A 15,777-nucleotide genomic window follows, 5' to 3' on the forward strand; every position below is an offset into this window, starting at 1 on the left:
CGCCGCGCCCTTCAACGCCCAAACCGTCCGACAAAGCTCTGTGCCTCCAGGGCATGCCCCTTGAGCGCAGCCATCAGTTCCTCGCGCGTCATGCCCGCAGGCAGGTTCGGCGCCAGATCCGTCGCGATGACCGTGACGACGTAGTGGTGGGGCGCCTCGCCGGTTGGCGCGCAGGGGCCGCGGTACGTTGCCTCGCCACGCACGTTCTTGCCGACCGTGATGCCTGGCCCGTCCGCCTTGCCTTCGCCTTCCTTCAGCTGGCCGCGATTTGCGGCAATGTTGTAGGCGACCCAATGCGAGACCCCGAGACCGGCGACGCCGTCCATGTCATACATCAGGATGGCGACAGACTTCGCGCCCGCGGGAAGCTTCGTCCACGAGACCTGCGGCGACACGCCCTTGCCACCGCAGGGCTTCTGGTCGCCGCCAACGCCATCATGCGCATACTGCGAGCCGATCGTGGCTCCCTCGGCGTACGAGGTGGACGACACCTGCATGCCGGCGGCGTGTGCGGTGCCGATGCACAGGCACATCAACGCCCCGGCCACCGGAGCGGAAACTGCGCTAGCGATCTTCATTCGAATTCTCCAGATAGGTAAGCAGCGGACCAGGAAAGGGAAGGCCCCGCTAACCGGAACCGACCTGCTGGCGCAGCACCTGTCTACGTGCCATCAGGTAGGTCAGGTTTCCTGACAGGAAAGCCGCCAGCAACAGGGCACCGGCACTCCAGGCCACGGCTGGCAGCCATGGCAGCAGGCTTGCCAGCACGGCGGTCTTGCTGGCGCCCGATGACACCAGGGCAATGCGCATGAACGCGGCAACCGCCAGGGCGGCAAATACGAGCCCGGTGTACATCCCTTCGCGGCCGACTTGACCGGCGTCGAGCGCCGCATTGGCCGTCGCGGCGAACATGATTCCCCACAGGCCGCCGGCAAGACATTGCACGGCGAGGATGGTCCGGAGCGAGCCCGCCACGGTGAAGCCGAACAACGACAGCGCGCCAAGGGCCGCGGCGGTCACCAGCAGCGTATAGGGCGGATAGCGCCGCAGCAACGATGTCGCGGGCAGCAGCGCGCCCAGCGCGAAGCCAATCCAGAACACCGGCGTCACGCGCTCCAGCCCGGCAGCCGTGACAAAGCGCAGGTAGGCCGGCGCGGAGTTGACGGTGGTGTGGATCTGGAAGCCGAGCGCAAGCACCCAGACTGCGGCAAAGAGCAGCCAGACGCGCCTGAGCGCAACGCCGGCTGCCGGCGCGGGCACGGCGTCGGCATCGTGGCGCGCCGGGCCGGATTCCATCCATCGCAGCGCGGCCACGGCCACCACCAGCCCCGCGCTGGCGGCCAGGAACGGCAGCATGGGCGACGCATCGCGCAGCCGGGCGGTCAGCAGCGGCGCCACGGCTCCGGCAAGGCCGACGCCGAGCAGCGAGCATCCCACCAGGAACGACGACGCGGTCGCGGGCAGCCGCCGGGCAATGATCACCATGGGCGGCGCGCGCAATGCCGAAGAGGTGGCCGCCCACAGCGCGGTCAGGCCCAGCAGCAGCACCGGTGAAGTTACCCGGGGCAGCAGCACGAACGCCATCGCGGAGATGACGGACAGCCCCAGCACCCAGCCTCCCAGCCTGCGCATTGCGTTGGCGACACGGTCGGCCGCGATGCCCAACGTGAAGTCCATCGCGACAAAGATCAACTGGTCCATCAGCAGGATCAAGGCGACGTGCGCGCGCGCGATGCCGGCCTGCGCGGCCAGCTGCGGCAGGAAGGCCACATAGAGGGTCCATGTCACCGCCAACAGGAACTGCACAGAGCAGAAGACCAACGCGCGCATGCCGCCCTCCCGCCGGGATTGACCAACAGCCGATTCCTGTGCCCGACGGCAGGATCGCCGCGCGGAGCCTCCCATAGCAAGGATAGGCCAGCGCCTTGCCATGGGAGTGGCGGGTTGTGCAGGTGCGATTGGGCCTCGCGAGTCGCTTGCGGCCCAACAGTCCTCGGGAAGTGCCGGGCCGGTGCCAACACCGGACCAATAGCGCCGCACCGGCGCCGCGCTCAACCGCCGCTCGCGCAGCCAATGCCGGGGCGTAATGTCATAAACGGGCGGTAGGCTGCACTTTTGGCATGGCCTGGCCAGGAACTTGCTTGGTCAATGCGTAGGATCGCAAGGCGACAACCATCCGTTGGGAGGATCTATGCAGCACGCACGCATCACCGCGCACAGGGGGATTCTGGTCGTCGAGCTGTTACCTGACCAGGAAAACGGCGAGACCACCTCGACCAACAAGCTCCGCAACCTGGCCACGGTCATTCATGACACAGGGCGGCACCTGGGGGTTTCAGAGGAAGCCCTGGCGCTGCTGAAGATGGTGAAGCGCGGCCTTGACGCCATCGGCGACTTCGCGTGGTTCCGGAGTGACGACGGGAGAGATCATTTTGCGTGGCTGGGCGGCCCGAAGCGGCTGGTGAATCCCGCCGCAGTGGCGGCTGCCCGGAGCTACGCGATACTCGCGCACCGCGTCATACCGAACGAGGTGCCAGAGGGCGCCAGGAAGGCCATCGAAGCCAATTTTTGAACGCGCGGCATCGCGCTCCGGGTCGGGCCGATCTTCCGAATGATCCGCGCAGCTAGAGCGTGGAGAGTGTGGAGCGATACCTTTCCCAGAGCTCTTGCAGGATGGATTCCGAAGGCGGTGTGATTTCAAAACCGGCGACGTTTCCGAAGACACCGAGAATGCGAGCCCGGAACGAAGCCATATCCGTCGTCGCCTTCGGTGAGAGCTGCGCGATATCGATAATCGTATGCAGTTGCTCGCCCGAGAGTTCGGCGATAGCGGACCACAAGCTATCAGGCTTGGCGCTGGGCTGGGAGGGCATCTTTCGTATCGGCGCCAGGCAGCGCTTGCTATCGGCTTGCCGGGCCATAGCTACGCTGGTACGACGACGAGAACGTGGCCAGCGCGCGCAGCGCCGCTGCCGGGTCGTGCCCGGGCTTGAGCGCAAAGCTGTTGAAACCGCAACGCGCCAGGTAGTGCACGGTGTCGATCATCACGTCACCCACGGCGCGCAGCTCTCCGGTCCAGCCTAGCTGGTGACGGAGCAGCTGTGCGATCGAATAGCCACGACCATCCGTGTAGACCGGGAAATCGATGGCAATGATCGCGATGCCTGTCGGGTCAACGGTCGTGGCACCAGGTTCCAGCAGGGTCTGAGGCTCCGCGTCCGGCGACAGGTAGACCGCGAGCGGATACTGTCGCAGCCGATATCGCTGGCGGTGGGCGATCCAGTTCTCCAGTGTCACCAGGTAGCCGGGCGCGTCGGGCGGGCAGGTGTTGTCGGCGTCTTGCGCATCCCAGATGTGAGCGAGCCAGTCATCCGCGATCAGTCGTCCGTCACGGATGACGTTGTGCCGGTCCTGCCCGGCGCAATGGTCATGGTCAGGCATTTACTGCCTCCTGGCGAGCTCGCCGCGCGCCGCTGTCAGGGTCCGGGTACACCGCGCGCTGGAAGGGTTCGATGCCGATACGGCCAACCACGTCGACAAAGCGTTCGGCTTCGCTGTCCCGATGCAGCAAATAGGTCTCGATCAGCCTCTCCACCATATCCGGAACCTGCTCCTGGGCAAAGGACGGCCCAATGATGCGGCCGATGGCTGCGCCGCTGGCCGCCACGCCATCCGGGCGGCGTTGGCCGTCGCCGCCGTTCTGCCGGCCGCCGATGGTGATCTGGTACCAGGCCTCGCCGGCCTTGTCGACGCCGAGGATGCCGATGTGGCCGATATGGTGGTGGCCGCAGGAGTTGATGCAGCCGGAGATGTTCAGGTCCAGCTCGCCGATGTCGTGTACATGGTCGAGGTCGTCGAAGCGCTCCTGGATCGCCTGTGCCAGAGGGATCGAGACCGCATTGGCCAGCGAGCAGAAGTCGCCCCCGGGGCAGGCGATGATGTTGGTAATCAGGCCCACGTTCGGCGTGGCCAGCCCGGCAGCGTCCAGCGCTTGCCACAAGGCGTGCAGGCCGCTGCGGCGGACATCGGCAAGGATCAGGTTCTGCTCATGCGACACGCGCAGTTCGCCGAAGCCGTGGCGCTCGGCCAGGTCAGCCATGATTTCCATCTGCTCCGCAGTGATGTCGCCGGGCGCCTGGCCCGCGGCTTTCAGCGATGCCGTGACGGCTGCGTAGCCAGGCACCCGGTGCCGATGCACATTGCTTTTCAGCCAGAGGCGGAAGGCACGGTCAGTCTTGGCCAGTTCGGCTGACTCGTCCGGCTCGTCGGCGGCCGCGGGCTCATACGGCGGGATCGTGAAGCGCTCGGCAATGGATGCGACAAAGCCTTCAGACACGGTGTCCGGGCCCCCGCGAATGCGTTGCCACTGCTCATCCACCTGCGCCCGGAACACTTCCGGGGTCAGGTCCTTCACCAGGATCTTGATGCGCGCCTTGTACTTGTTGTCGCGGCGGCCGTGCAGGTTGTAGACGCGCAGCGTGGCCTGCAGGTAGGTCAGCAGGTCCTGCCAGGGGACGAAGGGGTTGATCAGCTTGCCGACCATCGGCGTTCGGCCCATGCCGCCACCGACCCAGACCTTGAAGCCGGCCTGGCCGTCCTGTTCAACGGCCTGCAGCCCGATGTCATGGACGCCAACCGCGGCCCGGTCCGTCTGCGCGCCACTGATGGCAATCTTGAACTTGCGCGGCAGGAAGGCGAACTCCGGATGCAGCATCGACCATTGCCTGACGATCTCGCACCACACCAGCGGGTTCACCAGTTCGTCGGGCGCAATGCCGGCAAAGTGGTCGGTGGTGGTATTGCGGATGCAGTTGCCGCTGGTCTGGATCGCGTGCATCTGCACCGTGGCCAGCTCCGCGAGAATGGCAGGCGCATCCTCGAGCCGCGGCCAGTTGAACTGCAGGTTCTGCCGCGTGCTGAAGTGCCCGTAGCCGCGGTCCCAGCGGCGCGCGATCTCCGCAAGCTTGCGCAACTGCCGCGACGCCAGCATGCCGTAGGGAATCGCCACGCGCAGCATGGGTGCATGGCGCTGGATATAGAGGCCGTTCTGCAGCCGCAGCACGCGGAACTCATCCTCGGTGAGCTGGCCGCTCAGGAAGCGGCGGGTTTGGTCGGCGAACTGCACGACGCGTTCGTCGACGAGCTTCTGGTCAATGGCGTCATAGATATACATGGTGGAAAGCCTCCTTGCGCGCGAGCGCTAGTCTTTTGCACGTGCCCGTTCGATGGACATGTCGGTCGGCATCATGTTGATATCGGCGTTGTGCATCACCCACAGCGAGCCGGCCACGACGATGACGATCAGGAAGCCGGTACAGGCAAAGATGGCGGTGTTGCCGCGCTGGCCGGGACCGGTGCCCAGATGCAGGAAGTACACCAGCTGCACCAGCAGTTGCGCGACACAAAGGCCCACGACCAGCGCGATCGCGGCCTGCGTTGGCAGGGATCCGGTCATCACTGCCGCAAACGATGCCATCGTCAGCGCGACCGACAGCAGCAGTCCGATGGTGTAGCTGCGCACGCTGCCGTGCGCGGCCGTCTGGTCCGCATGCACCGAATGAAGGTGGGACGATTTCATGCGAACTCCCGCAGATAGACGAAGGTGAAGACACAGATCCAGACCAGGTCCAGGAAGTGCCAGAACAGGCTCAGGCAGGCCAGGCGGCGGCGCACGATATCGTCCAGCCCGAAATGCCTGATCTGGTGGATCATCACCGCAAGCCACAGCAGGCCAGACGTGACATGCAGCCCGTGCGTGCCGACCAGCGTGAAGAAGGCCGACAGGTAGGCGCTGACGCCGGGGCCCGCACCCTCATGCAACAGGTGCGCGAACTCATAGACCTCCATGGCGATGAACAGTGCGCCGAGCGCGAAGGTCACCGCCAGCCAGCGGATCATCCGCGGCGCGTCGTCGGCGCCCTGCCTGAGCATGGCCAGGCCGAAGGTATAACTGCTCAGCAGCAGCACCATGGTTTCGGCGAACACGAACGGCAGCTCGAACAGTTGCCGCCCGCCGGGGCCGCCGGCCGTGTTTCCGGACAGCACGCCGAAGGTGGCGAACAACACCGCGAAGATCAGGCAGTCGCTCATCAGGTAGAGCCAGAACCCCAGCGGAGTGTGCGCGCCGGCTTCGTGATGGTGGTGCGCCGCGTCGTGGGCCGCCTCGTGCCCGGGATGGTGCAGGGTAGGGGAGAGAGTCGGAGTCATGGTCAGGCAGCTTCCTGCAGTTGTGCATAGCGCGCGCGCTCGATCCGCTCGACTTCGGCGGCTGGCACGTAATAGTCGACGTCGCGGTCATAGCTGCGCACGATGAAGGTGGCGATGGCGCCGACCAGGCCGACGGCGGCCACCAGCCACATGTGCCAGACCAGCGCGAAGCAACACAGCAGCCCGAACGCCGACACGATGAAGCCTGCCGAGGTGTTGCGGGGCATGTGGATGTCTTCGTAGCGGGCCGGCTGGCGCCATGCGCGCCCGGCTTCCTTGTCGTCCCAGTGCTGTTCCAGCGAGGTGATATGCGGCACGTGCGCGAAGTTGTAGAACGGCGCGGGCGAGGCGGTCGACCATTCCAGGCTGCGGCCATCCCACGGGTCGCCGGTCAGGTCCTGGTTCTGCTTGCGGTCGCGGATACTGACCGCGAACTGCACGATCATCGCCAGGATGCCAGCGCCGATGACGAAGGCACCCACCAGCGCCACCACCAGGTAGGGATGCCAGTCGACGTTGGCATAGTGGTTCATCCGGCGGGTCATGCCCTTGAAGCCGAGCACGTAGAGCGGCATGAAGGCCAGGAAGAAGCCGGTCAGCCAGCACCAGAACGACACCTTGCCCCAGAACTCGTTCAGCTTGAAGCCGAACACCTTCGGGAACCAGAAGGTGATCGCGGCCAGGCAACCGAACAGCACGCCGCCGATGATCACGTTATGGAAGTGCGCGACCAGGAACAGGCTGTTGTGCAGCACGAAGTCGGCGCCGGGAATGGCGAGCAGCACGCCGGTCATGCCGCCGACCGCGAACGTCACCATAAAGCCGATGGTCCACATGGTCGAGGTATGGAAGCGGATCCGGCCCCGGTACATGGTGAACAGCCAGTTGAACAGCTTGACGCCAGTGGGGATCGAGATGATCGAGGTCATGATGCCGAAGAAGGCATTGACGTTCGCCCCGGAGCCCATGGTGAAGAAGTGGTGCAGCCAGACGAAGAACGACAGCACGCCGATCGAGGAGGTGGCGTACACCATCGACTTGTAGCCGAACAGGGGCTTGCGCGAGAACGTGGCGATGATCTCGGAGAAGGCGCCGAACGCCGGCAGGATCAGCACGTAGACCTCCGGGTGGCCCCAGATCCAGATCAGGTTCACGTACATCATGGCGTTGCCGCCCAGCTCGTTGGTGAAGAAATGCATGCCGAGGTAGCGGTCGGCGGTGAGCAGGGCGAGCGTGGCGGTCAGTACCGGGAAGATCGCCACGATCAGGATGTTGGTGATCAGGGCGGTCCAGGTGAAGACCGGCATCTTCATCAGGTTCAGGCCCGGCGCGCGCATGCGCAAGATCGTGACGATGAAGTTGATGCCCGTCAGCGTGGTGCCAAGCCCGGATATCTGCAGTGACCAGATGTAGTAGTCAACGCCTGGCGTGGGGCTGTAGCCCAGCTCGGACAACGGCGGGTAGGCGACCCAGCCGGTGGCGGCGAAGTCGCCGACGAACATCGACATCATCACCAGCACCGCGCCCATTGCCGACATCCAGAAGCTCAGCGAATTGACGAACGGGAAGGCAACGTCGCGCGCGCCGATCTGCAGCGGCACGATCACGTTCATCAGGCCGAGCACCAGCGGCGTCGCGACAAAGAAGATCATGATCACGCCGTGCGCCGTGAAGATCTGGTCGTAGTGGTGCGGCGGCAGGTAGCCCGCGGCATCGCCATAGGCGATCGCCTGCTGGGCGCGCATCATGATGGCATCGGCAAAGCCGCGCAGCAGCATCACCAGCGCCAGGATGATGTACATCACGCCGACCTTCTTGTGGTCGACCGAGCATATCCAGTCGTTCCAGAGGGTCTTCCACTTGCCGTAGTACGTGATGGCGCCCATCAGTGCGATGCCCAGCACGATCACGACGGCCAGCGTCCCCATGATGATCGGCTCATGGAGAGGGATGGCGTCCAGGTTGAGTTTTCCAAGCATTCTTATTGCTCCATGCGGCCAGCGGGCGCCGGCGGGACGCGCTGGAAGGCCTGCAGAGATTCCGGGGTGTCCGCGCGGCAGATCTGGCCGTTTGCCAGCATGTATTTGTCGACGACCTGGTCGAACAGCTTCGGCGCGACGGCGGCGTACAGCGTCACGGGGTCCTTGCTGCTGGGCAGTTCAAGCGTGCGGTAGGTCTTGAGGTCGAGCGCCTGCGACGAAGCGCGGGCAGCCTGGATCCAGGCATCGAACTCCTCGCGCGAGGTGGCCAGGGTCTTGAAATGCATGTCCGAGAAGCCGGGGCCGCTGTAGGCGGCGGACTGGCCGAGATAGACGCCGGGGGTGTCGGCGATCAGGTGCAGGCGCGTCTGCATACCCGCCATGGCGTAGACCATGCTGCCGAGCTGCGGGATGAAGAACGAGTTCATCATCGATTCCGCGGTCAGCCGGAAATTGACCGGCGTGCCGACCGGGATCGCAAGCTGGTTCAGCGACGCGACGCCGTATTCCGGATAAATGAACAGCCATTTCCAGTTCAGCGCGATTACATCGACCTGGATCGGCTTGACCTGCGATTCCAGGGGCCGATAGGGATCGAGCTTGTGCGTCGAGTCCCAGATCAGCACAGCCAGGCAGGCCACGATCACGCAGGGGATGCCCCAGACCACGACCTCGATCTTGGTGGAGTGCGCCCATTTGGGGGCATAGGGGGCGCTCGTATTGGTTTCGCGGTAGCGCCAGGCGAACCACAGCGTCAGGACGATCACGGGGATGACGACCATCAGCATGACGAACAGGGAGATCAGGATCAGTGACTTTTCCTGTTCCCCAATGCTGCCCTTGGGGTTGAGCAGTTCGAGGTTGCAGCCGCTCAGCAGGGCGCTCAGGCAGGCGCACAGCAACAGGGTGGGAAGACGGCGCTTCGAGCCGGGGGATGGGCGGGGGAGCGGGCCTTGTCGATTCTTGTCTGCCGGCCCGGCAATAGGTTTGAGCATTTCGGACACCTTGGTTACGGATCACCGAAGGCTCCCGGCCACGCGCTCCGATTCAAGTGCTGGCTCAGCCCCGCGCGGGCGTGGTTTGTATGGATTCCCTCGGTGATGTCTGGCATGCTAATGCAAGACAAAACCCATACATCGAAGAAATATACGGGATGAAATCCATGCAAGGAAGCGATGTCAGTGCTAAATGGGATCTTGAGATCACAATCGGTGGCGGTGCCCGCTACTTGCAGATCGTGGACTTTATCGAGCGGGCGATCGGCGAAGGCCGGCTGGTAACCGGCGATCGCGTGCCGCCACAGCGCAGCCTGGCCAAGACCCTCCGCGTGGACCTGACCACCGTCACGCGTGCCTACAACGAGGCCAAGCGCCGCCATCTGATCGATGCCCGCGGGGCCCTCGGCACCTTCATTGCCGCGCCGCGGGCGGAGCTGGCGCGGGTGATCGACATGAGCATGAACGTGCCGCCGCCACCGGCGGGGCTGGATTTCCAGGACCTGTTGCGGCGCGGCCTGTCGCAGGTGCTGCTGCATAGCGACCCGCACCTGCTGATGACCTACCAGCTCGGCGGCGGCAGTGCTGCCGACCGGTCGGCCGGAGCGCTCTGGCTCGCGCAGATATTCGGGCCCATCGCCACTGGGCGGCTGGTGGTATGCCCGGGCGCCCAGGCTGCGCTGGCCGCCGTGATCCTGGCCCGGACCCGGCCTGGCGATGCGATCGTGAGCGAGCCGCTGGCCTACCCCGGCATTCGCGCGGCCGCGGCACAACTCGGGCGGCGTGTGATCATCGCGCAGGTCGATGCCGACGGGATGCTCCCCGACGCCCTCGAAGCGGCCCGTGCCGACGGTGCAACGCTGGCCTACCTCAATCCGACAGCCCAGAATCCCACTACGCACACCATGCCGGCCTCACGCAGGGAGGCTATTGCCAGGGCCGCGGCGCACTGTGATGTCACCTTGCTGGAGGATGATCCCTACTGGCTGCTGACGCCGTCAGCGCCGCCGCCGCTGTCCAGCTTCGCTCCCGAGCGCACGTACTATGTCTCGACCCTGTCCAAGACGCTCAGTCCGGGGCTGCGGACCGCATATGTCATGCTGCCCGAGGGCAGGCGCGGCGACGATCTGCTGGCATCGCTGCGGGCTTTTGCCCTGATGGCGGCACCGATGACCGCCGCCCTGGCGACCCAATGGATCCACGATGGCTCGGCAATGCAGCTGCTCGACGGCATCAGGACCGAAGCGTTGGCCAGATGCGCGCTGGCAAGCCGATGGCTGAGCGGGATCGGCCAGCTCCCGCCCAGCGCCATCCACGCATGGCATCGCTTGCCCGAGCACTGGTCGGCGCAGCAGCTCACCAGGGCCGCGCTGGCGGAGGACCTGCGCGTGACGCCGTCCGACGCCTTCTGGGAGGGGCCCAACGCGCCGAATGCCATCCGCATCTCGCTCGGTGGCGTGGAGGACCGCGCGCAGTTATCGGCTGCGCTGCGCAGGCTGGCCGCATTGCTGGAACGCCGGCCGACGCCGGGTCTGGAAATGGTGGTGTGAATTGCGGCGTGCGTCGGCTTGCTAGTTGCCAGCATCGTCCGCAGGCGCAGACTGTTTTGTCGCAAACTCGCCCGCTGCTTCCAGCAGCCACTCGCGCAGCCGCTGCATCGCCTCGCTCATCGGCCGCGTATCCGGCGAGACCAGGTGATACGCGCTCGTGGAGCGCTGCGAATGGGCGACGGGCATGACCAGCTGGCGGTTTGCCAGGTATTCCCCCACGAGGAAGCGCGGCACCAGACCAACGCCCAGCCCGGTGCGTGCGGCGGCGATGACCATGGAGTGGTGGTCGAAGCGTGCACCGCGCATGGCGTTGACGTCGTCGATGCCGGCCGCTTCCATCCATTGCTTCCAGCCGAGAATGCGCGTGGCGAGGTGCAGCAGCGGGGACAGGGCGATGTCCTGCGGGGTGATCCGCTTTTTGCCTTCGAAGAAGTCCGGATGGCAGACCGCGACCGATTCTTCGTCAAACATCCGGTCGGCACGCGCGCCGGGATAGACGGCCTCGCCAAAGTGAATCGCCGCGTCGTAGGGCGTGCCGTCGAACAGGAAGATGTCTGACTGCGCGCTGATATTGACGACGATCCCCGGATGGCGCGCATAAAAGGCCGGTAGCCGCGGTATCAGCCACTCGACCGCCAGCGTGGGCACGCAGGCCAGCTCGACGGTGCCGCCCGCGCCCTCGTGCGCCATCAGGTCGAGCGTGTCGCGCTGCAGCTTGCGCAGCAACTCCCGCACCTGCCCGCTGTAGAGCGTGCCGGCCGCCGTCAGCGTGATGCGCTGGTTGGCGCGGTGGAACAGCTGCACGCCCAGCAGCCCTTCCAGCGACGCAATCTGGCGCGACACCGCGCTCTCGGTGATAAACAGGTCCGCCGCCGCGCGGCGCAGGTTCAGGTGCAGCGCGGCTGCCTCGAAGGCGCGCAGGCTGGACAGGCTGGGGAGTCGTTGCCGCATCGGGGGGCTGAGTTGATGATTTTAGGTCATCATCCTATACGGAAATCTCGCTTGAAAGCTTGGAGTTGATGAGAAATCATTCGATCCTTGCGTTGCCGCCTCTTCTCGGCATCGTCATCGCGACAACCTCATAACGACAACCATCAGGTAGACAGGAGACTGCATGAAACACTTGTTCAGCGCGCTCGCCGCCGGCGCCCTTGCATTCGGCGCGACCATGCCCGGCATTGCCGGCGCGCTCGAGTTCCCGGCCAAGCCGGTGCGCATCATCGTGCCGTACCCGCCGGGCGGCACCACTGACATGGTGGCCCGGCTGATCGGTGAGCAACTTGCCACGCAATGGAAGCAGTCGGTGGTGGTCGACAACCGCCCCGGCGCGGGCGGCATCGTCGGCACCGGCACGGCGGCCAAGTCCACGGCGGACGGCTACACCTTGCTGATGGGCTCAGTGGGCGAGTTCGGCATCAACCCGGCGTTGTACAAGAAGCTGCCCTATGATGCCGACGCCGATTTCGCGCCGGTCGCGATGGTGGCGCGCGTACCCAACGTGGTGGTGCTCTCGCCGGCGTTTGCGGAACGCGCGCGCGTGCAGACGCTGCCCGAGTTCATCGCCTACCTGAAAGCCAATCCGAAGCGCGTCAACATGGCGTCGGCCGGAAACGGCACCTCCACGCACCTTGCGGGCGAGCTGTTCCAGCGCATGACCGGCACGGAGATGAGCCACGTCGCCTACAAGGGCAGCAGCCCGGCCATCGCCGACCTGATGGGCGGCAGCGTCGACGTGATGTTCGACAACCTGCCGGCGTCGCTGCCGTTTATCCGCTCGGGCAAGCTCAAGCCGCTGGCCGTGACCACGCCAGCGCGCTCGTCGGCGCTTCCGAATGTGCCGACGGTCGCCGCCGCGGGCCCCGTCCCCGGCTTCGATGCCAGCCCATGGTTCGGCCTGCTTGCGCCGCGCGGGGTGCCCGCCGCGGTGGCCCAGAAAATCAGCCAGGACCTGACGCGCGTGCTTAGCGAGCCAGGCGTGCAGGCAAAAATGCGCGAGCTGGGCGCGGAACCGGCGCCCAGCTCGCCGGAGGCGTTTGCCGACGTGTTGAAGAAGGACCGCCAGAAGTGGGGCGAGATCGTTCGCCTGTCCGGTGCTTCGGTGGACTGAAGCACGCCCATATCCAGCACGCTCTGCATCCGCTCATGATTTCCGACGCCGCTTATCCCTTCGTCCCCGCGCTGCGCGACCCGGCAGGCTCGCCAATCCGGGAACTGTTCAAGTACCTGTCCGACCCCGGGATGATCTCGTTCGCCGGCGGCTACCCGTGCGCCACGCTGTTCGATGTCGACGGCATTGGCGCGGCGTCGTCGACGGTGCTGCGCGAGCGGCCCGCCGAATGCCTGCAGTACGGCGCCACCGAAGGCGCGCCGGCGCTGCGCCAGGCGCTGGCGTCGTTGATGGCCGGGCGCGGCGCGCCTGTGGCCCAGGACGAACTGCTCGTGACCAGCGGCTCGCAGCAGGGCTTCGATTTCCTCGTGCGTGCACTGGTCGAGCCCGGCAGCGTGGTGCTGGTCGAGGAGCCGACCTATTCCGCGACGCTGCAGGCATTGCGGCTGGCCGGCGCCGACATACGCGGCGTGCCGTCTAATCACGACGGCATGGACGTGGCTGCACTTGAAGCCATGCTGGCCGAGCCGTCGTTGCGGCCCCGGCTGATCTATACGGTGCCAACCTTCGCCAACCCCACCGGCGCCACGCTGTCGCCCGCACGCCGGCTGCAGTTGCTGAAGCTGGTGGCGCGGCACCGCGTGGTGCTGGTCGAGGACGATCCCTACGGGGCGCTGAGCTTCGATGGCGCACCGCCGCCTTCGCTGCTGGCGCTGTGCGCGTCGGTACCCGAGGCGCGGCCGTGGCTCGTGCACCTGGCCAGCCTGTCGAAGACGCTGGCCCCCGGCCTGAGGATCGGCTGGATGGTCGCCGCGCCCGGGATCGTGCGCCGCGCGGTGATTGCCAAGCAGGTATCCGACCTGTGCACGCCGCCATGGATCCAGCTGGCCGCGGCGCAGTATCTGGAAGCGGGCCGGCTGCCGGCACAGGTCGCGCGGGAAGTCGCGGCCTATCGTGACAAGCGCGACCAGCTCGCGGCGGCGCTGCGCCAGGCCTTTGGCGACCGCATCCGCTTCGCATCGCCGGCGGGAGGGATGTTCCTTTGGGCCGCGCTGGATGGCATCGACGATGCCGCCGCACTACTGCCGCACGCGATCGCGGAAAAGGTGCTGTTCGTCGCCGGTGCCGGATTCTATGTGGAGCGGCGCCAGCGCGCCGCATTCCGGCTGTCCTTCGCGAGCACGAACCTGACGCAGATCGGGGAGGGCGTCGCACGGCTCGCGCGGGCGGTTGCGCGGGCCGGATGAGGGCACCCACGACGCAAGCGGTTTGTGGCAGCCGGCGGATGCTATCCTGCTGCGGTCGAAACCACACGGCCGAACGCGGCAGGAGGACGGTATGACCATGACGCTCTACTACAACCCCCAAAGCCGCGCCTCGGTGGCGCGCTGGATGCTGGAGGAGGTCGGGGCTGACTACAAGCTGCAGCACATCGATTTCACCAAGGGCGAGAGCCGCTCGCCGGAGTTCCTGGCGATCAATCCGATGGGGAAGATTCCAACGCTGGTCTTGCAGGACGGCACGGTCCTGACCGAGAACGGCGCGATCATCGCCTGGCTTGCAGATGCCTTTCCGCAGGCCGGGTTGATGCCGCCCGCAGGCTCGTCCGCGCGCGGCACGGTGCTGCGGTGGCTGTTCTTCTGCGGCAGTTGCTTCGAACCGGCGCTGACTGACCGGATGATGCGCAAAGAGGCGCCGCTGCCGAAGCAGGCGGTCGGCTGGAGCGACTATGACGATGTGATCGACACCATCGAGAAAGCCCTGACTCCCGGCCCCTTCGTGCTCGGCGCAACCTTCAGCGCGGCGGACGTCTATCTCGGTGCCTCGCTGGCATGGGCGGGGCGATTCGGTGCGCCGCGCATCAGCGAGAGCCCGTGCATCCAGGACTACGTCAAGCGGATCACTGCGCGCGACGCGTTCGTGCGCGCGGCGCAGGCCCGGTGAGACGCGGCATGTCCTGCGGCCTCAGTCCAGCGCAATGTTCGCCTTGCTGATCACCTCGCGCCAGCGCTGGGTCTCGAAGCGCACCAGGTTGGCATAGTCGGCACTGGTGCCGGGCAGCGGGACCGCCCCTTGGGCAGCGAGACTGTCGGCAGTCGACTTCTCCTTCGCGATCTTGTTGATCTGGAGCGAGAGCTTGTCGATCACAGCCTTGGGCGTTCCCGCGGGCGCCAGCACGCCGGACCAGGAGTCGACCACGAAGTCAGGGACGCCAGCTTCCGCCATGGTCGGCACGTCCGGCAGCGAAGCGGCCCGTCGCGCGCTCGCGACCGCGAGGGCGCGCATCTTCCCGCTCTGGATGTGCGGCAAGACGTTAGGCAAGTTCACGAACATCAGGTCGATCTGCCCCGACAGGAGGTCGACTGTCGCAGGGCCCGCGCCCTTGAACGGCACATGCTCGAAACTGGTGCCGGTCTTGTGCTGGAAGAGTTCGCCGACCATCTGGTTGACGCTGCCGTTGCCGGCGGAGCCCATGAACAGTGTCTTGCCGCCTGCTTTGGAATAGGCGATGAACTCCTTGACAGTCTTCGCCGGTACCTTGTTCGAGACCACGAGCACGTTTGGCACGGCCGCGAACAGCGCCACCTGGACAAAGTCCTTGTTCGCGTCGTAGGGCAGCTTCTTGTAGATGAGCGGGTGGATGGACTGGTGGCTCGATGACGCGAGCAGGAGCGTATAGCCGTCAGCCAGCGACTTGGCGACCACGTCCGCACCCAGCGTGCCGCCCGCGCCGGGCTTGTTCTCCACAATGACCTGCTGGCCCAGGGTCTCCGAGAGACGTTGTGCCAGCACACGGCCAATGAGGTTCACGGTGCCTCCCGCCGCGAACGGGACGATGAGGCGGATCGGCTTGTCCGGGTACGCGGCGGAGGCGCCAGGGGCAACGCAAGCAGCGGTAAGCGCCGCAATCAGGAACTTGGCGATGAGCTTCATGGTTC

Annotated in this window: 16 protein-coding genes; 5 read left to right on the top strand and 11 right to left on the bottom strand. The window is 65.9% G+C overall.

Features of this window, described 5'->3' with window-relative positions; all coding sequences use genetic code 11:
- Nucleotides 1-11: 11 nt before the first annotated feature.
- Nucleotides 12-578, bottom strand: coding sequence for a YbhB/YbcL family Raf kinase inhibitor-like protein (locus tag KB879_RS08350; protein WP_013956628.1), 567 nt, complete (start codon nt 576-578; stop codon nt 12-14).
- Nucleotides 579-627: 49 nt separating this feature from the next.
- Nucleotides 628-1,830 carry an MFS transporter gene (locus KB879_RS08355; RefSeq protein ID WP_153954799.1) on the bottom strand — a complete coding sequence of 401 codons (1,203 nt, stop codon included), beginning with the start codon at nt 1,828-1,830 and terminating at the stop codon, nt 628-630.
- Between the two features lie 361 nt (nt 1,831-2,191).
- On the opposite strand from KB879_RS08355, the gene KB879_RS08360 reads away from it, so the two are divergent.
- Complete coding sequence (locus KB879_RS08360; protein WP_013956630.1) at nt 2,192-2,572, top strand: hypothetical protein; 381 nt, start codon at nt 2,192-2,194, stop codon at nt 2,570-2,572.
- Nucleotides 2,573-2,624: 52 nt separating this feature from the next.
- Here the strand turns inward: KB879_RS08360 and KB879_RS08365 are convergent, their stop codons facing one another.
- The 7 genes from KB879_RS08365 to cyoA are packed head-to-tail and all read right to left on the bottom strand — an operon-like array spanning nt 2,625 to nt 9,181.
- Nucleotides 2,625-2,873 carry a hypothetical protein gene (locus KB879_RS08365; RefSeq protein ID WP_153954798.1) on the bottom strand — a complete coding sequence of 83 codons (249 nt, stop codon included), beginning with the start codon at nt 2,871-2,873 and terminating at the stop codon, nt 2,625-2,627.
- A gap of 28 nt (nt 2,874-2,901) precedes the next feature.
- Nucleotides 2,902-3,441: a DUF934 domain-containing protein gene (locus KB879_RS08370; RefSeq protein WP_153954797.1), complete on the bottom strand. Its 540-nt coding sequence runs from the start codon at nt 3,439-3,441 to the stop codon at nt 2,902-2,904.
- Nucleotides 3,434-5,173 carry a nitrite/sulfite reductase gene (locus KB879_RS08375; protein ID WP_153954796.1) on the bottom strand — a complete coding sequence of 580 codons (1,740 nt, stop codon included), beginning with the start codon at nt 5,171-5,173 and terminating at the stop codon, nt 3,434-3,436. The genes KB879_RS08370 and KB879_RS08375 overlap by 8 nt, the downstream gene beginning before the upstream one ends.
- Nucleotides 5,174-5,200: 27 nt before the next feature.
- On the bottom strand, nt 5,201-5,578 hold the full coding sequence (gene cyoD / locus KB879_RS08380; RefSeq protein WP_013956633.1) for a cytochrome o ubiquinol oxidase subunit IV: 378 nt from the start codon (nt 5,576-5,578) through the stop codon (nt 5,201-5,203).
- Entirely contained in the window at nt 5,575-6,207 is a 633-nt protein-coding gene (gene cyoC, locus KB879_RS08385; protein ID WP_013956634.1) for a cytochrome o ubiquinol oxidase subunit III, read from the bottom strand. Before cyoC ends, cyoD begins: the two co-directional genes overlap by 4 nt.
- Nucleotides 6,208-6,209: 2 nt before the next feature.
- Nucleotides 6,210-8,186 (bottom strand): cytochrome o ubiquinol oxidase subunit I, encoded by a 1,977-nt coding sequence (gene cyoB, locus KB879_RS08390; protein WP_013956635.1) that lies wholly within the window; start codon nt 8,184-8,186, stop codon nt 6,210-6,212.
- A gap of 2 nt (nt 8,187-8,188) precedes the next feature.
- A complete protein-coding gene (cyoA, locus tag KB879_RS08395; protein WP_013956636.1) occupies nt 8,189-9,181 on the bottom strand; it encodes a ubiquinol oxidase subunit II in 993 nt (330 codons plus the stop codon).
- A 167-nt stretch (nt 9,182-9,348) separates the two neighbouring features.
- Between cyoA and KB879_RS08400 the strand changes: the two genes are divergently transcribed.
- Nucleotides 9,349-10,731, top strand: a complete 1,383-nt coding sequence (locus tag KB879_RS08400) for a PLP-dependent aminotransferase family protein (RefSeq protein ID WP_013956637.1) — start codon at nt 9,349-9,351, stop codon at nt 10,729-10,731.
- A 21-nt stretch (nt 10,732-10,752) separates the two neighbouring features.
- On the opposite strand, the gene KB879_RS08405 is transcribed toward KB879_RS08400, so the two are convergent.
- Nucleotides 10,753-11,682, bottom strand: a complete 930-nt coding sequence (locus KB879_RS08405; RefSeq protein WP_211980999.1) for a LysR substrate-binding domain-containing protein — start codon at nt 11,680-11,682, stop codon at nt 10,753-10,755.
- A gap of 163 nt (nt 11,683-11,845) precedes the next feature.
- On the opposite strand from KB879_RS08405, the gene KB879_RS08410 reads away from it, so the two are divergent.
- The 3 genes from KB879_RS08410 (at nt 11,846) to KB879_RS08420 (ending at nt 14,782) form a co-directional block, all read left to right on the top strand.
- Nucleotides 11,846-12,838 carry a tripartite tricarboxylate transporter substrate binding protein gene (locus KB879_RS08410; protein WP_013956639.1) on the top strand — a complete coding sequence of 331 codons (993 nt, stop codon included), beginning with the start codon at nt 11,846-11,848 and terminating at the stop codon, nt 12,836-12,838.
- Between the two features lie 35 nt (nt 12,839-12,873).
- Entirely contained in the window at nt 12,874-14,085 is a 1,212-nt protein-coding gene (locus tag KB879_RS08415) for a PLP-dependent aminotransferase family protein (RefSeq protein ID WP_013956640.1), read from the top strand.
- Nucleotides 14,086-14,176: 91 nt separating this feature from the next.
- Complete coding sequence (locus tag KB879_RS08420) at nt 14,177-14,782, top strand: glutathione S-transferase family protein (RefSeq protein WP_013956641.1); 606 nt, start codon at nt 14,177-14,179, stop codon at nt 14,780-14,782.
- A gap of 21 nt (nt 14,783-14,803) precedes the next feature.
- Here KB879_RS08420 and KB879_RS08425 read toward each other — a convergent pair whose 3' ends face one another.
- Entirely contained in the window at nt 14,804-15,772 is a 969-nt protein-coding gene (locus tag KB879_RS08425; protein ID WP_153954794.1) for a tripartite tricarboxylate transporter substrate binding protein, read from the bottom strand.
- Nucleotides 15,773-15,777: the final 5 nt, after the last annotated feature.

Source organism: Cupriavidus sp. KK10, from assembly GCF_018223725.1.
Taxonomy (GTDB): domain Bacteria; phylum Pseudomonadota; class Gammaproteobacteria; order Burkholderiales; family Burkholderiaceae; genus Cupriavidus; species Cupriavidus necator.

What these genes read in the sequence shown, in the direction of transcription:
- KB879_RS08410 (WP_013956639.1), top strand. Translation starts at nt 11,846, where the DNA reads ATGAAACACTTGTTCAGCGCGCTCGCCGCCGGCGCCCTTGCATTCGGC.
- cyoD (WP_013956633.1), bottom strand. Translation starts at nt 5,578, where the DNA reads ATGAAATCGTCCCACCTTCATTCGGTGCATGCGGACCAGACGGCCGCG.
- KB879_RS08425 (WP_153954794.1), bottom strand. Translation starts at nt 15,772, where the DNA reads ATGAAGCTCATCGCCAAGTTCCTGATTGCGGCGCTTACCGCTGCTTGC.
- cyoA (WP_013956636.1), bottom strand. Translation starts at nt 9,181, where the DNA reads ATGCTCAAACCTATTGCCGGGCCGGCAGACAAGAATCGACAAGGCCCG.
- KB879_RS08415 (WP_013956640.1), top strand. Translation starts at nt 12,874, where the DNA reads ATGATTTCCGACGCCGCTTATCCCTTCGTCCCCGCGCTGCGCGACCCG.
- KB879_RS08375 (WP_153954796.1), bottom strand. Translation starts at nt 5,173, where the DNA reads ATGTATATCTATGACGCCATTGACCAGAAGCTCGTCGACGAACGCGTC.
- KB879_RS08405 (WP_211980999.1), bottom strand. Translation starts at nt 11,682, where the DNA reads ATGCGGCAACGACTCCCCAGCCTGTCCAGCCTGCGCGCCTTCGAGGCA.
- KB879_RS08370 (WP_153954797.1), bottom strand. Translation starts at nt 3,441, where the DNA reads ATGCCTGACCATGACCATTGCGCCGGGCAGGACCGGCACAACGTCATC.
- KB879_RS08400 (WP_013956637.1), top strand. Translation starts at nt 9,349, where the DNA reads ATGCAAGGAAGCGATGTCAGTGCTAAATGGGATCTTGAGATCACAATC.
- KB879_RS08355 (WP_153954799.1), bottom strand. Translation starts at nt 1,830, where the DNA reads ATGCGCGCGTTGGTCTTCTGCTCTGTGCAGTTCCTGTTGGCGGTGACA.
- KB879_RS08350 (WP_013956628.1), bottom strand. Translation starts at nt 578, where the DNA reads ATGAAGATCGCTAGCGCAGTTTCCGCTCCGGTGGCCGGGGCGTTGATG.
- KB879_RS08365 (WP_153954798.1), bottom strand. Translation starts at nt 2,873, where the DNA reads ATGCCCTCCCAGCCCAGCGCCAAGCCTGATAGCTTGTGGTCCGCTATC.
- cyoB (WP_013956635.1), bottom strand. Translation starts at nt 8,186, where the DNA reads ATGCTTGGAAAACTCAACCTGGACGCCATCCCTCTCCATGAGCCGATC.
- cyoC (WP_013956634.1), bottom strand. Translation starts at nt 6,207, where the DNA reads ATGACTCCGACTCTCTCCCCTACCCTGCACCATCCCGGGCACGAGGCG.
- KB879_RS08360 (WP_013956630.1), top strand. Translation starts at nt 2,192, where the DNA reads ATGCAGCACGCACGCATCACCGCGCACAGGGGGATTCTGGTCGTCGAG.
- KB879_RS08420 (WP_013956641.1), top strand. Translation starts at nt 14,177, where the DNA reads ATGACCATGACGCTCTACTACAACCCCCAAAGCCGCGCCTCGGTGGCG.